The organism is Pseudomonas sp. NPDC088414 (assembly GCF_044753325.1).
In the GTDB taxonomy this organism is placed as follows: Bacteria; Pseudomonadota; Gammaproteobacteria; order Pseudomonadales; family Pseudomonadaceae; genus Aquipseudomonas.
Map to the genome: position 1 here is coordinate 174,657 of NZ_JBIVMY010000003.1, position 15,469 is coordinate 190,125.

General features: G+C 61.0%; 16 protein-coding genes. 6 read left to right on the plus strand and 10 right to left on the minus strand.

Annotated features, from left to right (window positions below; genetic code table 11):
- Positions 1-3 precede the first annotated feature (3 nt).
- A complete protein-coding gene (locus ACIP8I_RS05860) occupies positions 4-927 on the minus strand; it encodes a LysR family transcriptional regulator (RefSeq protein ID WP_400759422.1) in 924 nt (307 codons plus the stop codon).
- Between the two features lie 77 nt (positions 928-1,004).
- Here ACIP8I_RS05860 and ACIP8I_RS05865 point away from each other — a divergent pair, with 77 nt between their 5' ends.
- Entirely contained in the window at positions 1,005-1,493 is a 489-nt protein-coding gene (locus ACIP8I_RS05865) for a DMT family transporter (protein ID WP_367083578.1), read from the plus strand.
- A 150-nt stretch (positions 1,494-1,643) separates the two neighbouring features.
- Here the strand turns inward: ACIP8I_RS05865 and yiaY are convergent, their stop codons facing one another.
- Positions 1,644-2,792: an L-threonine dehydrogenase gene (gene yiaY / locus ACIP8I_RS05870; protein WP_400759424.1), complete on the minus strand. Its 1,149-nt coding sequence runs from the start codon at positions 2,790-2,792 to the stop codon at positions 1,644-1,646.
- A 154-nt stretch (positions 2,793-2,946) separates the two neighbouring features.
- Here yiaY and ACIP8I_RS05875 point away from each other — a divergent pair, with 154 nt between their 5' ends.
- Complete coding sequence (locus ACIP8I_RS05875; RefSeq protein WP_400759426.1) at positions 2,947-3,966, plus strand: DUF4917 family protein; 1,020 nt, start codon at positions 2,947-2,949, stop codon at positions 3,964-3,966.
- A gap of 136 nt (positions 3,967-4,102) precedes the next feature.
- Here ACIP8I_RS05875 and ACIP8I_RS05880 read toward each other — a convergent pair whose 3' ends face one another.
- Positions 4,103-4,645 (minus strand): helix-turn-helix domain-containing protein, encoded by a 543-nt coding sequence (locus ACIP8I_RS05880; RefSeq protein ID WP_400759428.1) that lies wholly within the window; start codon positions 4,643-4,645, stop codon positions 4,103-4,105.
- A 106-nt stretch (positions 4,646-4,751) separates the two neighbouring features.
- Here ACIP8I_RS05880 and ACIP8I_RS05885 point away from each other — a divergent pair, with 106 nt between their 5' ends.
- A complete protein-coding gene (locus tag ACIP8I_RS05885; protein WP_400759430.1) occupies positions 4,752-5,534 on the plus strand; it encodes an aldolase in 783 nt (260 codons plus the stop codon).
- A 22-nt stretch (positions 5,535-5,556) separates the two neighbouring features.
- Positions 5,557-6,441, plus strand: a complete 885-nt coding sequence (locus ACIP8I_RS05890; RefSeq protein ID WP_400759605.1) for a dihydrodipicolinate synthase family protein — start codon at positions 5,557-5,559, stop codon at positions 6,439-6,441.
- A gap of 130 nt (positions 6,442-6,571) precedes the next feature.
- Here ACIP8I_RS05890 and ACIP8I_RS05895 read toward each other — a convergent pair whose 3' ends face one another.
- The 3 genes from ACIP8I_RS05895 to ACIP8I_RS05905 form a co-directional block, all read right to left on the minus strand.
- The gene (locus tag ACIP8I_RS05895; RefSeq protein ID WP_041070456.1) at positions 6,572-6,916 is read right to left on the minus strand and encodes a YegP family protein; all 345 of its coding nucleotides are present in this window, start codon (positions 6,914-6,916) and stop codon (positions 6,572-6,574) included.
- A 195-nt stretch (positions 6,917-7,111) separates the two neighbouring features.
- On the minus strand, positions 7,112-7,417 hold the full coding sequence (locus ACIP8I_RS05900; protein ID WP_003222468.1) for a ribbon-helix-helix domain-containing protein: 306 nt from the start codon (positions 7,415-7,417) through the stop codon (positions 7,112-7,114).
- Between the two features lie 13 nt (positions 7,418-7,430).
- Positions 7,431-8,012 (minus strand): DJ-1/PfpI family protein, encoded by a 582-nt coding sequence (locus ACIP8I_RS05905; RefSeq protein WP_095138502.1) that lies wholly within the window; start codon positions 8,010-8,012, stop codon positions 7,431-7,433.
- Positions 8,013-8,336: 324 nt separating this feature from the next.
- Between ACIP8I_RS05905 and ACIP8I_RS05910 the strand changes: the two genes are divergently transcribed.
- The gene (locus ACIP8I_RS05910) at positions 8,337-9,242 is read left to right on the plus strand and encodes a DMT family transporter (RefSeq protein WP_210557925.1); all 906 of its coding nucleotides are present in this window, start codon (positions 8,337-8,339) and stop codon (positions 9,240-9,242) included.
- A 59-nt stretch (positions 9,243-9,301) separates the two neighbouring features.
- Here the strand turns inward: ACIP8I_RS05910 and ACIP8I_RS05915 are convergent, their stop codons facing one another.
- From ACIP8I_RS05915 to ACIP8I_RS05930, 4 genes are all read right to left on the minus strand, one after another.
- Positions 9,302-10,516, minus strand: a complete 1,215-nt coding sequence (locus ACIP8I_RS05915; protein ID WP_400759433.1) for a class I SAM-dependent methyltransferase — start codon at positions 10,514-10,516, stop codon at positions 9,302-9,304.
- 271 nt (positions 10,517-10,787) lie between these two features.
- On the minus strand, positions 10,788-11,405 hold the full coding sequence (locus ACIP8I_RS05920) for a hypothetical protein (RefSeq protein ID WP_367083562.1): 618 nt from the start codon (positions 11,403-11,405) through the stop codon (positions 10,788-10,790).
- Positions 11,406-11,438: 33 nt separating this feature from the next.
- On the minus strand, positions 11,439-12,194 hold the full coding sequence (locus ACIP8I_RS05925) for a TPM domain-containing protein (protein WP_400759435.1): 756 nt from the start codon (positions 12,192-12,194) through the stop codon (positions 11,439-11,441).
- A gap of 13 nt (positions 12,195-12,207) precedes the next feature.
- The gene (locus ACIP8I_RS05930) at positions 12,208-12,816 is read right to left on the minus strand and encodes a LemA family protein (protein ID WP_007963199.1); all 609 of its coding nucleotides are present in this window, start codon (positions 12,814-12,816) and stop codon (positions 12,208-12,210) included.
- Between the two features lie 258 nt (positions 12,817-13,074).
- On the opposite strand from ACIP8I_RS05930, the gene bglX reads away from it, so the two are divergent.
- Positions 13,075-15,366, plus strand: coding sequence for a beta-glucosidase BglX (gene bglX / locus ACIP8I_RS05935; RefSeq protein ID WP_400759438.1), 2,292 nt, complete (start codon positions 13,075-13,077; stop codon positions 15,364-15,366).
- Positions 15,367-15,469 lie beyond the last annotated feature (103 nt).

Sequence of the window (15,469 nt, forward strand, 5' to 3'; positions counted from 1 at the left end):
TTATCAATCGCGGCTCCCGGATCGATCTATCCCCTCCTCAATCCGGCGATTCAACCAGTTCAACGCCTGATCCCCACCCCGGCGCCTATGCCACGCCAGCACAAACGTGAACGGCGCGATCTCGAACGGTGGCGGCAGCACAATCAGTTCCTGCTGATCAATCTCGCGCACGCTGCGCGACGACACCGTGAGAATCAAATCCGTACCGCTGATCAACTGCGGCGCGACATTCCAGTGCGGCAGGCTGATGGCAACGCGGCGGCGTTCGCGCAATGAGGTCAGCGCCCGTTCGATTTCCGGGGTGCCGCTGCCGCGCATTTCCAGCAACACATGCGGGCGCGACAGGTAAGTCGGCAAATCCAGTACGCCGTCGGTCGGCAAGCTGCGGCGATCCAGCAGGCAGACGTAGCGTTCTTCGAACAGCGCGCTGCAGCGCAACTCGTTAGGCATTTCCGGAAACACCCCGGCGGCCAGGTCGATGTCGCCGTTGAGCACGCCTTCGAGCATGCCTTCGCGGCTGGCATGGCTGATCTGCAGATCGATGCCCGGCGCCTCACGGCGCAAGGTGCGGATCAGCCCGGGCAGGATGATGGCCGCGCCGTAGTCGGACATCGCCACGCGAAAGGTCCGCCGCGCAGTGGCCGGATCGAACGTGTTCGGCGCCAGCAACGACTGCACCTGGGCCAACGCTTCGGCCAGTGGCGCAACCAGTTCCAGCGCCCGCGCCGTGGGCACCAAAGTCGAACCGGCGCGCACCAGCAGCGGATCGCCGAGCAAGTCGCGCAGACGCGCCAGCGCATGGCTGACTGCCGGTTGGCTCAGGTGCAGCCGCTCGGCGGCGCGGGTGACATGTTGCTCGCTGAGCAAGGCGTCGAGGACCACCAGCAGGTTGAGATCGATACGGCGCAGGTCATTCATCTTGTGCATGTTCTGTATGACAAAACCGAATTTAAATCTGCGCGACGAATACTCTAGAGTCCAGCAAAACCTGTTGGAGAGTGATCATGAGTACGTTGCAGTGGACCGGTTTGTTGCTGCTGGCCGCGTTTGCCGGGGCGGTGGTGCCGTTTCAAAGTGCGATCAACAGCAACCTGGCACGGGGACTCGGCCATCCGTTGTGGGCAACTCTGGCTTCGTTGCTGGTGAGTGTGTTGGTGCTGGTGCCGGTGATTCTGGCGTTGCGCCTGCCGCTGCCGTCGCTGGGTTTTATCAGCAAGGCACCCTTGTGGATGTGGGCTGGCGGTGCGTTCGGCGTGTGTTTTGTGGCGCTGGCGGTGATGTTGCTGCCCAGGCTCGGCGCGTCGGGATTTGTTGCGCTGGCGTTGGCCGGGCAGGTGATTGCGTCGATGCTGCTTGATCACTTCGGGCTGTTCGGGCTGGTGGAGAAACAGCTGACGTTATCGCGCGCGCTGGGGGCGTTGTTGCTGATTGGCGGGGTGATGTTGATTCAGTTTGGTGGGGTGTTTGAGAGGAATGTGGCAGCAGTCGGTTAATCCAGAGGGTTATTCGATGTCTGGAAGACAGCCATCGCGAGCAGGCTCACTCCTACAGTTGAAATGCGTTCCCCTGTAGGAGTGAGCCTGCTCGCGATGGCGTCAGAGGTGGCGCGAAAAACCTCGGAACGTGTCGAGGCTGTACCCTGCTCAAAACGCGTTACGGAAAATCTCCTCGATCTGCCGCTGATCCGCCGCCCGTGGGTTGGTCAGACCGCACGCGTCTTTCAGTGCGTTGGTGGCGAGCACTGGAATATCGCTGAGCTTGGCGCCGAGTTCACGCAGGCCGCCCGGTATGTCGACGTCCCTGGCCAGACAACGGATCGCATTGATCGCCGCCTGAGCGCCCTCTTCCGGGCTGAAACCACGGATGTCCGCGCCCATGGCGTGGGCGACATCGGTCAGGCGTTCGGCGCAGACCAGCGCGTTGAAGGTCTGCACGTGCGGCAGCAACACTGCATTGCACACGCCATGGGGCAAGTCGTAGAAACCGCCCAACTGGTGCGCCATTGCATGCACGTAGCCGAGCGATGCGTTGTTGAACGCCATGCCGGCGAGGAACTGCGCGTAAGCCATGTTCTCCCGCGCCGCGAGGTCGCTGCCGTCACGCACAGCCAGGCGCAGGTTGTTGCTGATCAGGGTCATGGCCTTCAGTGCGCAGGCGTCGGTGATCGGGTTGGCAGCGGTCGACACGTAGGCCTCGATGGCGTGGGTCAGCGCGTCCATGCCGGTGGCGGCCGTCAGGCTTTTCGGCATGGCGACCATCAGGGCCGGGTCGTTGACCGACAGCAGCGGCGTGACGTTGCGGTCGACGATGGCCATTTTCACGTGGCGTGACTCGTCGGTGATGATGCAGAAACGGGTCATCTCGCTGGCGGTGCCGGCGGTGGTGTTGATAGCGATCAGCGGCAGCTGCGGCTTGCTCGATTGATCGACGCCTTCGTAGTCGCGTATCTGCCCGCCGTTGGTTGCGCACAGGGCGATGCCCTTGGCACAGTCATGGGGCGAACCACCGCCCAGCGACACCACGAAATCACAGCGACTGTCCTTGAGCAACGCCAGACCGGATTCGACGTTGGCAATGCTCGGGTTCGGTTTGGCCCCATCGAAAATCACCGAGTCGATGTCCTGCATCGCCAGTTTCTCGGCAAGCATGGTTGCCACGCCAGCCTTGGCCAGCCCCGTATCAGTGACGATCAGCGCCTTGCGAAAACCATAATTACGGATCGCAACCATGGCCTCGTCGAGGCATCCGTTGCCCATGATGTTTACCGCCGGAATGAAAAAGGTGCTGCTCATGCGCGTCTCCTGACTGGGGCCGAATCGACTGCTCCGATCCGGCGGATGTGCACAGGATCGACCGATCGGTCACCACCGATGTTGATCTGGCTCAATGCCCGCTCGTGATAAAGTCGCCGTCCATCAGCCCCTATGTTTTGAGATGTGCCAAGCAATGAGCGATTTTCTGGATGTCGATGCCACCCTCGAAGACTGGAACGCCCTGCGCGCCACCGCCGACTTCAACGGTCTGCTGGTGGGCAATGGCGCCAGCCGCGCGGTGTGGGACGATTTCGGCTACGACTCGCTGTTCGAAAACGCGCGCACCGTGGAAGAGAAACCGCTGAGCCCGTCGGAACTGAGCGTGTTCGATGCGATGCAGACGCGCAGCTTCGAGCAGGTACTCGGTGCGCTGAAAACCACCAGCCGGGTCAACAAGGCGCTGGCGGTCAGTTCGGCCGCACCGCGCAATCGCTATTACGCGATCAAGGAAGCGCTGATCAACACCGTGCATGCGGTGCACATTCCATGGCGCCTGGTGCAGACCTCGACCCTGGCCACGCTCAACGACGAGCTGGCGCGTTATCGCACGGTGTTCACCACCAATTACGACCTGCTCAATTACTGGGCGCTGCAACACGACAGCGAGGCCATTGACGACCTGTTCAACGGCCCCGACGCCAGTTTCGATCTGAGCGCAAGCGCCAGCGCCAAACCGCGTCTGCTGTACCTGCACGGTGGCCTGCATCTGGTGCGCAATCAGGACGGCACCGCGCGCAAACTGACCTCGACCGAGGGCACCCTGCTCGGCAGTTTCGCGATCAACAATACGATCAAGACCCTGGATGATGTGCCGCTGTTCGTCACCGAAGGGCCGAGCGCAGACAAGCTCAAGACCATTCGCAGTTCGGATTATCTGTCGTTCTGTTATGAGCAGTTATTGGGGCACGCGCAGAACCTGTGCATCTTCGGTCATGCCTTGGGCGAGCAGGATGCGCACATCGTGCGGGCGCTGCAGCTGGCAAAACCGGCGAGCGTGGCGATCTCGATCTATCCGCGCAGTGCGGCGTTCATCCAGCATCAGAAACGGCATTACGCGAAGGTGTTCGAGGGCACCGGGGTTGCGTTGCGGTTTTTTGATGCGAAGACGCATGCGTTGGGTGATCCGAAGTTGTCAGTGCCCGTAGAAGTCTGAAGCCAATACATCACCTGTGGCGAGGGAGCTTGCTCCCGCTGGGCAGCGAAGCTGCCCCCAAATATCAAGCTGCAAAGCGCTGACTGCTGCGCAGCCAAGCGGGAGCAAGCTCCCTCGCCACAACAGCAGAATCGGCTCATTCTTCGGAGCTGTGCACCACCACCAGCAACTGCGCCTGCACCTCGCCCACCGATCGGATCCGATGCGGTTTCTGCGCATTGAAATGCAGCGCATCGCCGCGCTCCAGCAGCACCCGCTCATTCATGAAATCCACTTCCACCTGCCCTTCGTGGACGAACAGAAACTCCTCGCCCAGATGCTCCTTGAAGGTCTTGTCGGTGAACTCGCCGGGCGGGTAGATGATGAATGGCAGCAGGTTGCGTTCGCTGACCTGATGCGCCAGCACCGCATAGCCCGGGCTCTGATCATTGGCCGCCAGTGACTGGCGTTCGTGGCTGCGCACCAGACTGTAGCTGTCGAGGCTGACGTTGTCTTCGGAGAACAGTTCCTCGACCTTCACGTTCAGCGCTTTCGCCAGTTTCAGCGCGGCCGCAATCGACGGAGTGTTCAACCCGCGTTCGACTTTCGACAGATAACTCTTGGTCATGCCGGATTTTTCGGCCAGTGCCTCAAGCGTTACGCCAAGTTTTTTTCTCAATAATTTCAAACGGATAGACATGCGCAGCAGTTATTCCATCAAGGAAGCGACAATTCATGCTTGCTTATGACACTTTGTGTCATATAGGCTCTTTCGTGTCATTTGCAATCACCCAAAGGACACAGACATGGCCAAGACATTAGCACTACCCAAAGCGCAACTGGTCAAGCAAGCGCTGACCCAGATGCAAAACACCCTGGCGGATAATACGTGGACTGACCGGCAAAAGCTGGCGCTGACCTGCCGGATCCTGTTCGAGAACGGTCATGACTCCGGTCTGGCCGGACAAATCACCGCCCGCGGCGCGCAGCCCGGCACCTATTACACTCAGCAACTGGGCCTGGGTTTCGATGAAATCACCGCGAGCAATCTGCTGCTGGTCAACGAAGACCTGGAAGTGCTCGAAGGCCACGGCATGGCCAACCCGGCCAACCGTTTCCACAGCTGGGTCTACCGCGCCCGGCCGGACGTGAACTGCATCATCCACACCCACCCGACGCACATTGCCGCACTGTCGATGCTGGAAGTGCCGCTGCAGATTTCCCACATGGATCTGTGCCCGCTGTACGACGACTGCGCATTTCTCGAAGGCTGGCCGGGCGTGCCCGTGGGCAACGAAGAGGGCGAACTGATCGCCGGTGCGCTGGGCGACAAGCGCGCAATTCTGCTGTCGCACCACGGCCAGCTGTCCACCGGCAGCACGATCGAAGAAGCCTGCGTCATCGCCCAATTGATCGAGCGCGCAGCGAAGTTGCAACTGCTGGCGATGGCCGCCGGGACGATCAAGCCGATCATTCCGCAACTGGGTCGCGAGGCCCATGACTGGGTGTCGAAACCCAAGCGCCACGCCGCCGCTTTCAACTACTACGCCCGGCAGAACCTGCGCCAACACGCCGATTGCCTGAACTGATTTCAGCTTTTTCCGGAGACTCATCATGTCCAACATTCACGGCATCATCGGCTACACCATCACCCCGTTCGACGCCCACGGCGAAGGCCTCGATCTGCCGGCACTCGGCCAATCCATCGATCGCCTGATCGACAGCGGCGTCCATGCCATCGCCCCGCTCGGCAGCACCGGCGAAGGCGCTTACCTCAGCGACGCCGAGTGGGATCAGGTCGCCGAGTTCAGCATCAAACACGTGGCCAAACGGGTGCCGACCATTGTCAGCGTGTCCGACCTGACCACCGCCAAAGCCGTACGCCGCGCACGCTTCGCCGAAGCCCACGGCGCCGACGTGGTGATGGTGCTGCCAGCGTCTTACTGGAAGCTGACGGAAGCGGAAATCCTCGCGCATTACCGCGCCATCGGCGACAGCATCGGCGTGCCGATCATGCTCTACAACAACCCGGCCACCAGCGGCACCGACATGTCGGTCGAACTGATTCTGCGCATCGTCAATGGCGTGGAAAACGTGACCATGGTCAAGGAGAGCACCGGCGATATTCAGCGCATGCACAAGCTGCAATTACTCGGTGAAGGTCAGGTGCCGTTCTACAACGGCTGCAATCCGCTGGCACTGGAAGCCTTTGCCGCCGGGGCGAAGGGTTGGTGCACCGCCGCGCCCAACCTCATCCCGCAGCTGAACCTGGATCTGTACGCAGCCACTCTGGCCGGTGATCTGGAACGGGCGCGTGAGTTGTTCTACCGCCAGTTGCCGCTGCTGGACTTCATCCTCAAGGGCGGTTTGCCGGCGACGATCAAGGCCGGGCTACGCGAGACGGGGCTGGAGGTCGGTGATCCGCGGTTGCCGGTGTTTCCGCTGAACGAGGCTGGGCGAGGTCAGCTAAAAGCAATCCTCAAGACCCTGCGCTGATACCAGCAACACGCAAAACCCTGTAGGAGCTGTCGAGTGAAACGAGGCTGCGATCTTTTGATCCTGATCTTTACCATCAAGATCAAAAGATCGCAGCGTGCCGCAGCTCCTACAGAGGGATGTGCCGGGTTCAGAGCACCGGCAAGGTCTTGTCCTTGATCACTTTGCTCGGCCCGTTGGCCTTGACGCTGGCGATGCCTTTGGCACACGCGGCGTCATTGGAATAGGACTCGCTGCTGCCGATGATCTGGTGGTTGGCGGCCTTGAGGTTGAAGTAAGGATGGCCGTCCTTGGTGGTCTTTTTCTCGTAGCGCTCATCCAGCGGGCTGTTGGTCTGCACCGAAGCAATGCCGCTGTCGGCAGCCGCGCGGGTGGTGTAGAGCTCGCTGGTGAGAATGGTTTCGGCGTTGGCGGCCTTCAGCACAAACCTGAACTGGCCGTTGCTGCTTTTGCTCACTTCGTACCATCCGGACATGCGCGTTTCTCCTTGGCGGTTGAGAGGTTTTGCGCCAGTGAGTTAAGACCAGCCAAAGACTTCTGTCGCCTGTAATGGCCTCTTCGCGAGCAAGCTCGCTCCCACAGTAGATCTCCAGTGATCACAAAAATAGGTGAGCACTCGGTAACCAATGTGGGAGCGAGCCTGCTCGCGAAGGCGTCACCCCGGTGTTGGCTATTTCACCACCGCCCGCACCACCGACAACTGCGGCTCCGTCACTCGCCGCTGGCTCAGATACCGCGTACAGCTCACCCGCAAAAACGAAGCAAAATTCACCACCTCCCCGCGATAATCCATCACCTCTTCATACAGCTTGGCGATCAACTGGTTGGTGGTCATGCCATCGACCTCGGCAATTTCGCTGAGGATGTCCCAGAACTGGTTTTCCAGGCGCAGCGTCGTCACCACGCCGCAGATGCGCAGCGAGCGCGAGCGGGATTCATAGAGAATCGGGTCGGCCTTGACGTAGAGCTCGCACATCGGCGAATCCTCGTTACAGGGTGATCTTGGTGCCGAGCAGGCCAAGGAAACCGGCCAGCCAGTTCGGATGCGCCGGCCATGCTGGCGCAGTTGCCAGATTGCCTTGAACGTGGCCGTCGGTCACCGGGATGTCGATGAACGTGCCACCGGCCAGGCGCACTTCCGGGGCGCAGGCCGGATAGGCGCTGCATTCGCGACCTTCCAGAACGCCCGCTGCCGCCAACAGCTGCGCGCCGTGGCACACAGCGGCAATCGGCTTGCCGGCCTTGTCGAAGGCGCGCACCAGTTCCAGGACTTTCTCGTTCAGGCGCAGATATTCCGGCGCTCGTCCGCCGGGGATCAGCAGCGCGTCATAATCGGCCTCGGCAACTTTGGCGAAATCAAAGTTGAGGGCGAACAGGTGTCCGGGTTTCTCGCTGTAGGTCTGGTCGCCTTCGAAGTCATGGATCGCGGTGCGTACGGTCTTGCCGGCGGCCTTGTCCGGGCACACGGCGTGCACGGTGTGACCGACCATTTGCAGGGCCTGGAACGGCACCATCACTTCGTAGTCTTCGACGTAATCGCCGACCAGCATCAGGATTTTTTTCGCGGCCATGGGGAGGACTCCTCTGGGAAACGGCTTGCAGGAGTATTCAAGGTAGACCTTATCCGTTCGGGCGGGTAACAACCGGCTACTACGCCTCCCCGCCTTTGTGGCGAGGGAGCTTGCTCCCGCTCGACTGCGCAGCAGGCGCAAAACCTGTTTGCACAGTTTTCCTGAAAAAGCGGGGGCCGCTTCGCAGCCCAGCGGGAGCAAGCTCCCTCGCCACAGGGGATCCAACTGTATGGATAACTCTTTGCCTGGCTGTACCAGCCCGAGCGCCCCGGTTTATGGCTTGATTAAGGCAATCCCCTGCCACCTTCTATTCTGGTTCACATCATGTCCTCGCGCGAAAACACCGGCATGGCCCTCGGCCTGCTCGGGGTTGTGATTTTCAGCCTGACCCTGCCCTTCACCCGGATTGTGGTGCAGGAACTGCATCCGCTACTCAACGGCCTCGGCCGCGCGCTGTTCGCAGCAATTCCGGCGGCAGCGTTGTTGTTATGGCGACGCGAGAAGTGGCCGAGCTGGCAGCAGATCAAAGGCCTGAGTCTGGTGATCGCCGGGGTGATTCTCGGCTTTCCGGTGCTGTCGGCGTGGGCCATGCAGACCTTGCCGGCGTCCCACGGCGCCCTGGTCAACGGTTTGCAGCCGCTGTGCGTGGCGCTGTATGCGGCGTGGCTGTCCCATGAGCGCCCGTCGAAAGCCTTCTGGGCCTGCGCCGCGCTGGGCAGTGCACTGGTGCTCGGTTACGCGTTGTACACCGGAGCCGGCAGCATTCAGGCCGGTGACTTGTTGATGCTCGGCGCAATTGCCGTCGGTGGTCTGGGCTATGCCGAAGGTGGCCGGTTGGCCAAGGAAATGGGCGGCTGGCAGGTAATCTGCTGGGCGCTGGTGCTGTCGACGCCGCTGCTGATCGGGCCAGTCTTGTATCTGGCGCTGCAACATCACGGTGCAGTGTCAGCCAAGGCCTGGTGGGCGTTCGGCTATGTGGCGCTGTTCTCGCAGTTTCTCGGCTTCTTCGCCTGGTACGCCGGGTTGGCGATGGGCGGGATCGCGCGGGTCAGTCAGATTCAGTTGCTGCAGATCTTTTTCACCATCGCGTTTTCGGCGCTGTTCTTTGGTGAACATGTCGAGCCGATCACCTGGGTGTTTGCCTGTGGGGTTATCGCTACCGTGATGCTCGGGCGCAAGACCGCAGTAAAATCAAATGTGGGAGCGAGCTTGCTCGCGAAGGGGCCGTAACAGTCGACATCATCGTTGACTGTCAGTCCGCTTTCGCGAGCAAGCTCGCTCCCACAGGATCAGAGGTATCCATCCGAACGCAGCAGCGTTTCCAGACAGTGCTCGCTGATGTTGTAGAACGCTTTCAACTCGGCAATCTTCACCAGCAACTGAGCCGGGTCCACCGGCTCGGCGCGTTTCACCGCCAGAATCATCTTGTTCTTGTTGGTGTGTTCCAGCGAGATGAACTCGAACACTTTGGTTTCGTAACCGCAGGCTTCGAGGAACAACGCGCGTAGGCTGTCGGTGACCATTTCCGCCTGCTGGCCCAGGTGCAGACCATATTGCAACATCGGCTTGAGCAGCGCCGGGCTCTGGATCTGCAGGCGGATCTGCTTGTGGCAGCACGGCGAGCACATGATGATCGACGCGCCGGAACGGATGCCGGTGTGGATCGCGTAGTCGGTGGCGATGTCGCAGGCATGCAGGGCGATCATCACGTCCAGTTCGCTTGGCGCCACGCTGCGCACGTCACCGCACTTGAACACCAGCCCCGGGTGTTCCAGCTTGGCCGCAGCGGCGTTGCACAGGTTGACCATTTCTTCGCGCAGCTCGACGCCGGTGACTTCGCCTTCGGCCTTGAGCGTGTTGCGCAGGTAATCGTGAATCGCGAACGTCAGGTAGCCCTTGCCCGAACCGAAATCCGCCACCCGCACCGGCTTGTCCAGCGCCAGCGGTGAGGAGGTCAGGGCGTGGCTGAAGACTTCGATGAACTTGTTGATCTGCTTCCACTTGCGCGACATCGCCGGGATCAGCTCATGCTGCGCGTTGGTCACGCCCAGATCCTTGAGGAACGGCCGGCTCAGGTCCAGAAAACGGTTTTTCTCACGGTTGTGCTCGGCGGACGGTGCTTCACGCAATTGCTGAGGCTTGCTCTTGAACAGCGAACTCTTGCCCTTTTTGCTGTATTCGAGCTGGGCTTCGTCGGTCACGGTCAGCAAATGCGCATTCTTGAACGCGGCCGGCAACAGCTCGGCAATCACCGCCACGCCTTCGCTCAGCGGCAGATTCTTGGTGATGTCGCGGGTCTTGTAGCGATAAACGAACGACAGGTTGGGCTGCGCCTTGACCGTCACCGCTTTGATGATGATCCGCTGCAGATCCGCCTCTTCACCCACGTACTTGGCCAGCACCAGTTTGATGAAGCCGTTCTGTTCGAGGCTGGTTTGCAGCAGCTTGATGAACTGGGCGTGATGGTCTGGCGTGGGTTTGGTGGAGGGGGCGGTAACGGACATGGACAAGCGGCCTCGAACGGGCGAAATCGGAAGTGGCGGGTATTTTAGGGGGGATGGCGGTTGGGGACACGCTCTTATTTACCCAACGGCACCAGAACCTATTGCACCGGGTCTTTTGTGGCGAGGGAGCTTGCTCCCGCTCGGCTGCGCAGCAGTCGTTAAAACAGGCGACTACTTACTCCAGACAAACCGCGTTTACCGGGTTCAGGGCCGCTTCGCGCCCCAGCGGGAGCAAGCTCCCTCGCCACAGGGGATGACTACGCCCAGAGACTCAACCCAGCACAATCAACCGATTGGGCAATTCATTCCTCACCTGCGTCACCGGCACGTGCACCTTGAGCAGTTCACCGCAGGCCTCGATGCAGGTCACGAACCCTTCAAGCGTGCGGCCCTGGCGCACCTGCTCGGTGAACGCGGCGACAATCGTGTCCCAGCTGTTGTTGTCCAGCCGTCGGGAGATCCCCTCGTCTACCAGAATCTCCACGTAACGCTCGGCTTCGCAGACAAAGATCAACATGCCGGTGCTGCCGACGGTGTGATGCAGGTTCTGTTCGAGAAACTGCCGCCGCGCCAGGTTCGACGCGCGCCAGTGGCGCACACGGCGCGGGATCAGGTGGGTGGTGATTTTCGGCAGACGAAACAGCAGGCACAGGACGATGAACAGCCCCCACTGCACCAGCAACAGGCTGCGCATGGTCAGCCAGCCCGTCAGGTAATGAACGATGCCCGGCACCAGCAGCGCCAGCAGGCTGGCCCACAGCAGCGGGATATACGCGTAGTCGTCGGCGCGGGCCGCCAGCACGGTGACCAGTTCGGCGTCGGTGTCGCGCTCGACCCGGGCGATCGCCTCGGCGACTTTGCGTTGTTCGTGTTCAGTCAGTAATGCCATGTCGAAAAGTGCCTGATCATTATTGTTGTGTGTTCACCAGCCGCCGGACGAACCGCCGCCGCCGAAACTGCCCCCGCCGCCGCTGAAGCCCCCGCCTCCACCACCGCCGCCGCCAAAACCACCACCACCGAAACCGCCCCCGCCACCGGAGCCACCCCGGCCGGCGGGAAGGATACCGAGCATCTGGCAGACAAACACGGTCAGGATGAACAACACCACCAGAAAAACGAACAACAGCGGATGCCGCGAGACAAAATCACTCTGCGGATCACCGCTCGACTCATACACCGTCGACGGTTCGTCCAGCGGATTGCCGCCGAGCACCACCAGCATCGCCGCCACGCCGTCGCTGATGCCCTTGCTGAAATTGCCGGCCTTGAACGCCGGGGTGATCACTTGATGAATGATCACCGAGGTCTGTGCATCGGTCAGCCGATCTTCCAGCCCGTAACCGACTTCGATGCGCAGCTTGCGCTCGTCCCGGGCAACGATCAGCAGCGCGCCGTTGTTCTTGTCCTTCTGGCCGATGCCCCAGTGCCGGCCCAGTTGCACGCCGTAATCCTCAATGGTGGTGCCCTGCAGATCAGGCACCGTGACCACCACCAACTGCTCGCCGGTGGCCTGCTCGTGAGCCTGCAATTGCTGGCTCAACTGGGCGCGCACCGACGGCTCGAGCATCTGCGCCTCGTCCACCACCCGCCCGCTCAGTGCCGGGAACGTCAACTCGGCCCGGGCGCTGACGGCGAACAGCCAGAGCATCAGCACCAGGCCTATCTTCAACACACGCATGAATAACCTCGGGTCAGAACTTCACTTCCGGGGCCTTTTCCGCACCGGGGGTGGTGGCTTCGAAGGTTTCGCGAATCGGCAGGTCGCTGTACATCACGCTGTGCCAGAGGCGACCGGGGAAAGTGCGGATCTCGGTGTTGTATTTCTGCACCGCCAGAATGAAATCGCGCCGCGCCACGGCAATCCGGTTTTCCGTGCCTTCGAGCTGCGATTGCAGGGCTAGAAAGTTCTGGTTGGCCTTCAGGTCCGGATAACGCTCGGAGACCACCATCAGACGGCTGAGCGCACCGCTCAACTGATCCTGGGCCTGCTGGAACTGCTTGAGTTTTTCCGGGTTGTCGAGGGTGCTGGCATCGACCTGGATCGACGTCGCCTTGGCCCGCGCCTCGACCACTGCGGTCAGGGTCGCCTCTTCATGCTTGGCGTAGCCTCTGACAGTCTCCACCAGGTTGGGGATCAGGTCGGCACGGCGCTGATACTGGTTCTGGACCTGGCCCCAGGCGGCTTTCGCCTGTTCATCAAGGGTCGGAATATTGTTGATGCCGCACGCGGTCAACAAGGTGGCGAGGACCAGCAGCGTGGCGACCTGAAGACGCGAGCGGTAGGTTGGACTGACATTCATCAAAGTGATGCTCCCTGGCGTATTTCATAAAAAACCGACCGTGAAACCTTCTGCATCGGCGGTTGGGGCATAATCGGCCGCGCCACTGGATTGCAACGGGCCGATGGGCTAAAAAGAGGCCCTGCGCAAACGCTGCCGAGTGTCGGCGGGCGTTTTTGGCTCGGTCATTTTGAGCCTGCACCCGAACAACAATAGTCGCTCCCTAACTTTTGGCTGGCCGGCATTGCATTGCCGCTTGGGCCCTTGAGAAAAATATTCATGAAGAAGCTGTGTTTGCTGGGTCTGTTCGTCAGCCTGGCCAGTCATCAAGTATTGGCCGCCACGACCCCGGCACCCCTGGAAAACAAGGACGCGTTCATCAGCAATCTGATGAAGCAAATGACCCTCGATGAAAAGATCGGCCAGTTGCGCCTGATCAGCATCGGCCCGGAAATGCCTCGCGAGTTGATCCGCAAAGAGATCGCCGCCGGCAACATCGGCGGCACGTTCAACTCGATCACTCGCCCGGAAAACCGTCCGATGCAGGACGCGGCGATGCGCAGTCGCCTGAAGATTCCGATGTTTTTTGCGTACGACGTGATCCACGGTCACCGTACGATTTTCCCGATTCCGCTGGCCCTGGCCTCGAGCTGGGACATGGACGCCATCGGCCAGTCCGGGCGCGTTGCCGCCAAGGAAGCTGCGGCCGACAGCCTCGACATCACCTTCGCGCCGATGGTCGACATCTCCCGCGATCCGCGCTGGGGCCGCAGCTCCGAAGGGTTCGGTGAAGACACCTACCTGACCTCGCGCATCGCCAAAGTGATGGTCAAGGCCTATCAGGGCGACACGCCGAGCGCGGCTGACAGCATCATGGCCAGCGTCAAGCACTTCGCCCTGTATGGCGCGGTCGAGGGCGGTCGCGACTACAACGTCGTCGACATGAGCCCGGTGAAGATGTACCAGGACTACCTGCCACCGTACCGTGCGGCGATCGACGCCGGTGCCGGTGGGGTCATGGTGGCGTTGAACTCGATCAACGGCATTCCGGCCACCGCCAACACCTGGCTGATGAACGACCTGCTGCGCAAGGACTGGGGCTTCAAGGGCCTGGCCGTCAGCGACCACGGCGCGATCTTCGAACTGATCAAGCACGGCGTGGCCGCCGACGGTCGTGAAGCGGCGAAGCTGGCGATCAAGGCCGGCATCGACATGAGCATGAACGACACCCTGTACGGCAAAGAGCTGCCGGGGCTGCTCAAGTCCGGCGAGATCGAGCAGAAAGACATCGACAACGCGGTGCGCGAAGTGCTCGCCGCCAAGTACGACATGGGCCTGTTCAAGGATCCGTACCTGCGCATCGGCAAGGCCGAGGATGATCCGGCCGACACCTACGCCGAAAGCCGTCTGCACCGCGCCGAGGCCCGTGACGTGGCACGTCGCAGCCTGGTGCTGCTGAAGAACCAGAACGACACCCTGCCGCTGAAGAAAGACGCAAAAGTCATGCTGGTCGGCCCATTGGCCAAGGCACCCATCGACATGATGGGCAGCTGGGCCGCTGCGGGCAAACCTGCGCAATCAGTCACCCTGTTCGACGGCATGAGCTCGGTGATCGGCGACAAGGCCAACCTGATCTACGCCCGTGGCGCCAACATCACCAGCGACAAGAAGGTTCTGGATTACCTGAACTTCCTCAACTTCGACGCCCCGGAAGTGGTCGATGATCCGCGCCCGGCCAACGTGTTGATCGACGAAGCGGTAAAAGCGGCCAAGGACGCCGACGTGATCGTCGCCGCCGTTGGCGAGTCCCGTGGCATGTCCCACGAATCTTCCAGCCGCACCGACCTGAACATCCCGGAAAATCAGCGCGAGCTGATCCGTGCCCTGAAAGCCACCGGCAAACCACTGGTACTGGTACTGATGAACGGCCGCCCACTGACCATCCTCGAAGAGAACCAGTCGGCTGATGCGATTCTGGAAACCTGGTTCAGCGGGACCGAGGGCGGTAACGCCATCGCCGACGTGCTGTTCGGCGACTACAACCCGTCGGGCAAACTGCCGGTGACCTTCCCGCGTTCCGTGGGCCAGATCCCGACCTACTACAACCACCTGAGCATTGGCCGGCCGTTCACGCCGGGTAAACCGGGCAACTACACCTCGCAGTATTTCGATGACACCACCGGCCCGCTGTTCCCGTTCGGTTACGGCTTGAGCTACACCCAGTTCACCCTGAGTGACATGGCGTTGTCGTCGACCACGCTGAACAAGACCGGCAAGCTCGATGCCAGTGTCACCCTGAAAAACACCGGCAAACGTGACGGCGAAACCGTGGTGCAGCTGTACATCCAGGACGTCGCCGGTTCGATGATCCGCCCGGTGAAGGAACTGAAGAACTTCCAGAAAATCATGCTCAAGGCCGGCGAACAGAAAGTCGTGCACTTCACCATCACCGAGGATGACCTGAAGTTCTACAACGCCCAGCTCAAGTACGCGGCCGAGCCTGGCAAGTTCAACGTGCAGATCGGCCTGGATTCGCAGGATGTGACGCAGCAGAGTTTTGAGTTGCTGTAATTATTCAGGCAACACATAACCCCCTGTAGGAGTGAGCCTGCTCGCGATAGCGGTCTATCAGCCAGATCAATGCTGAATGACACGACGCCATCGCGAGCAGGCT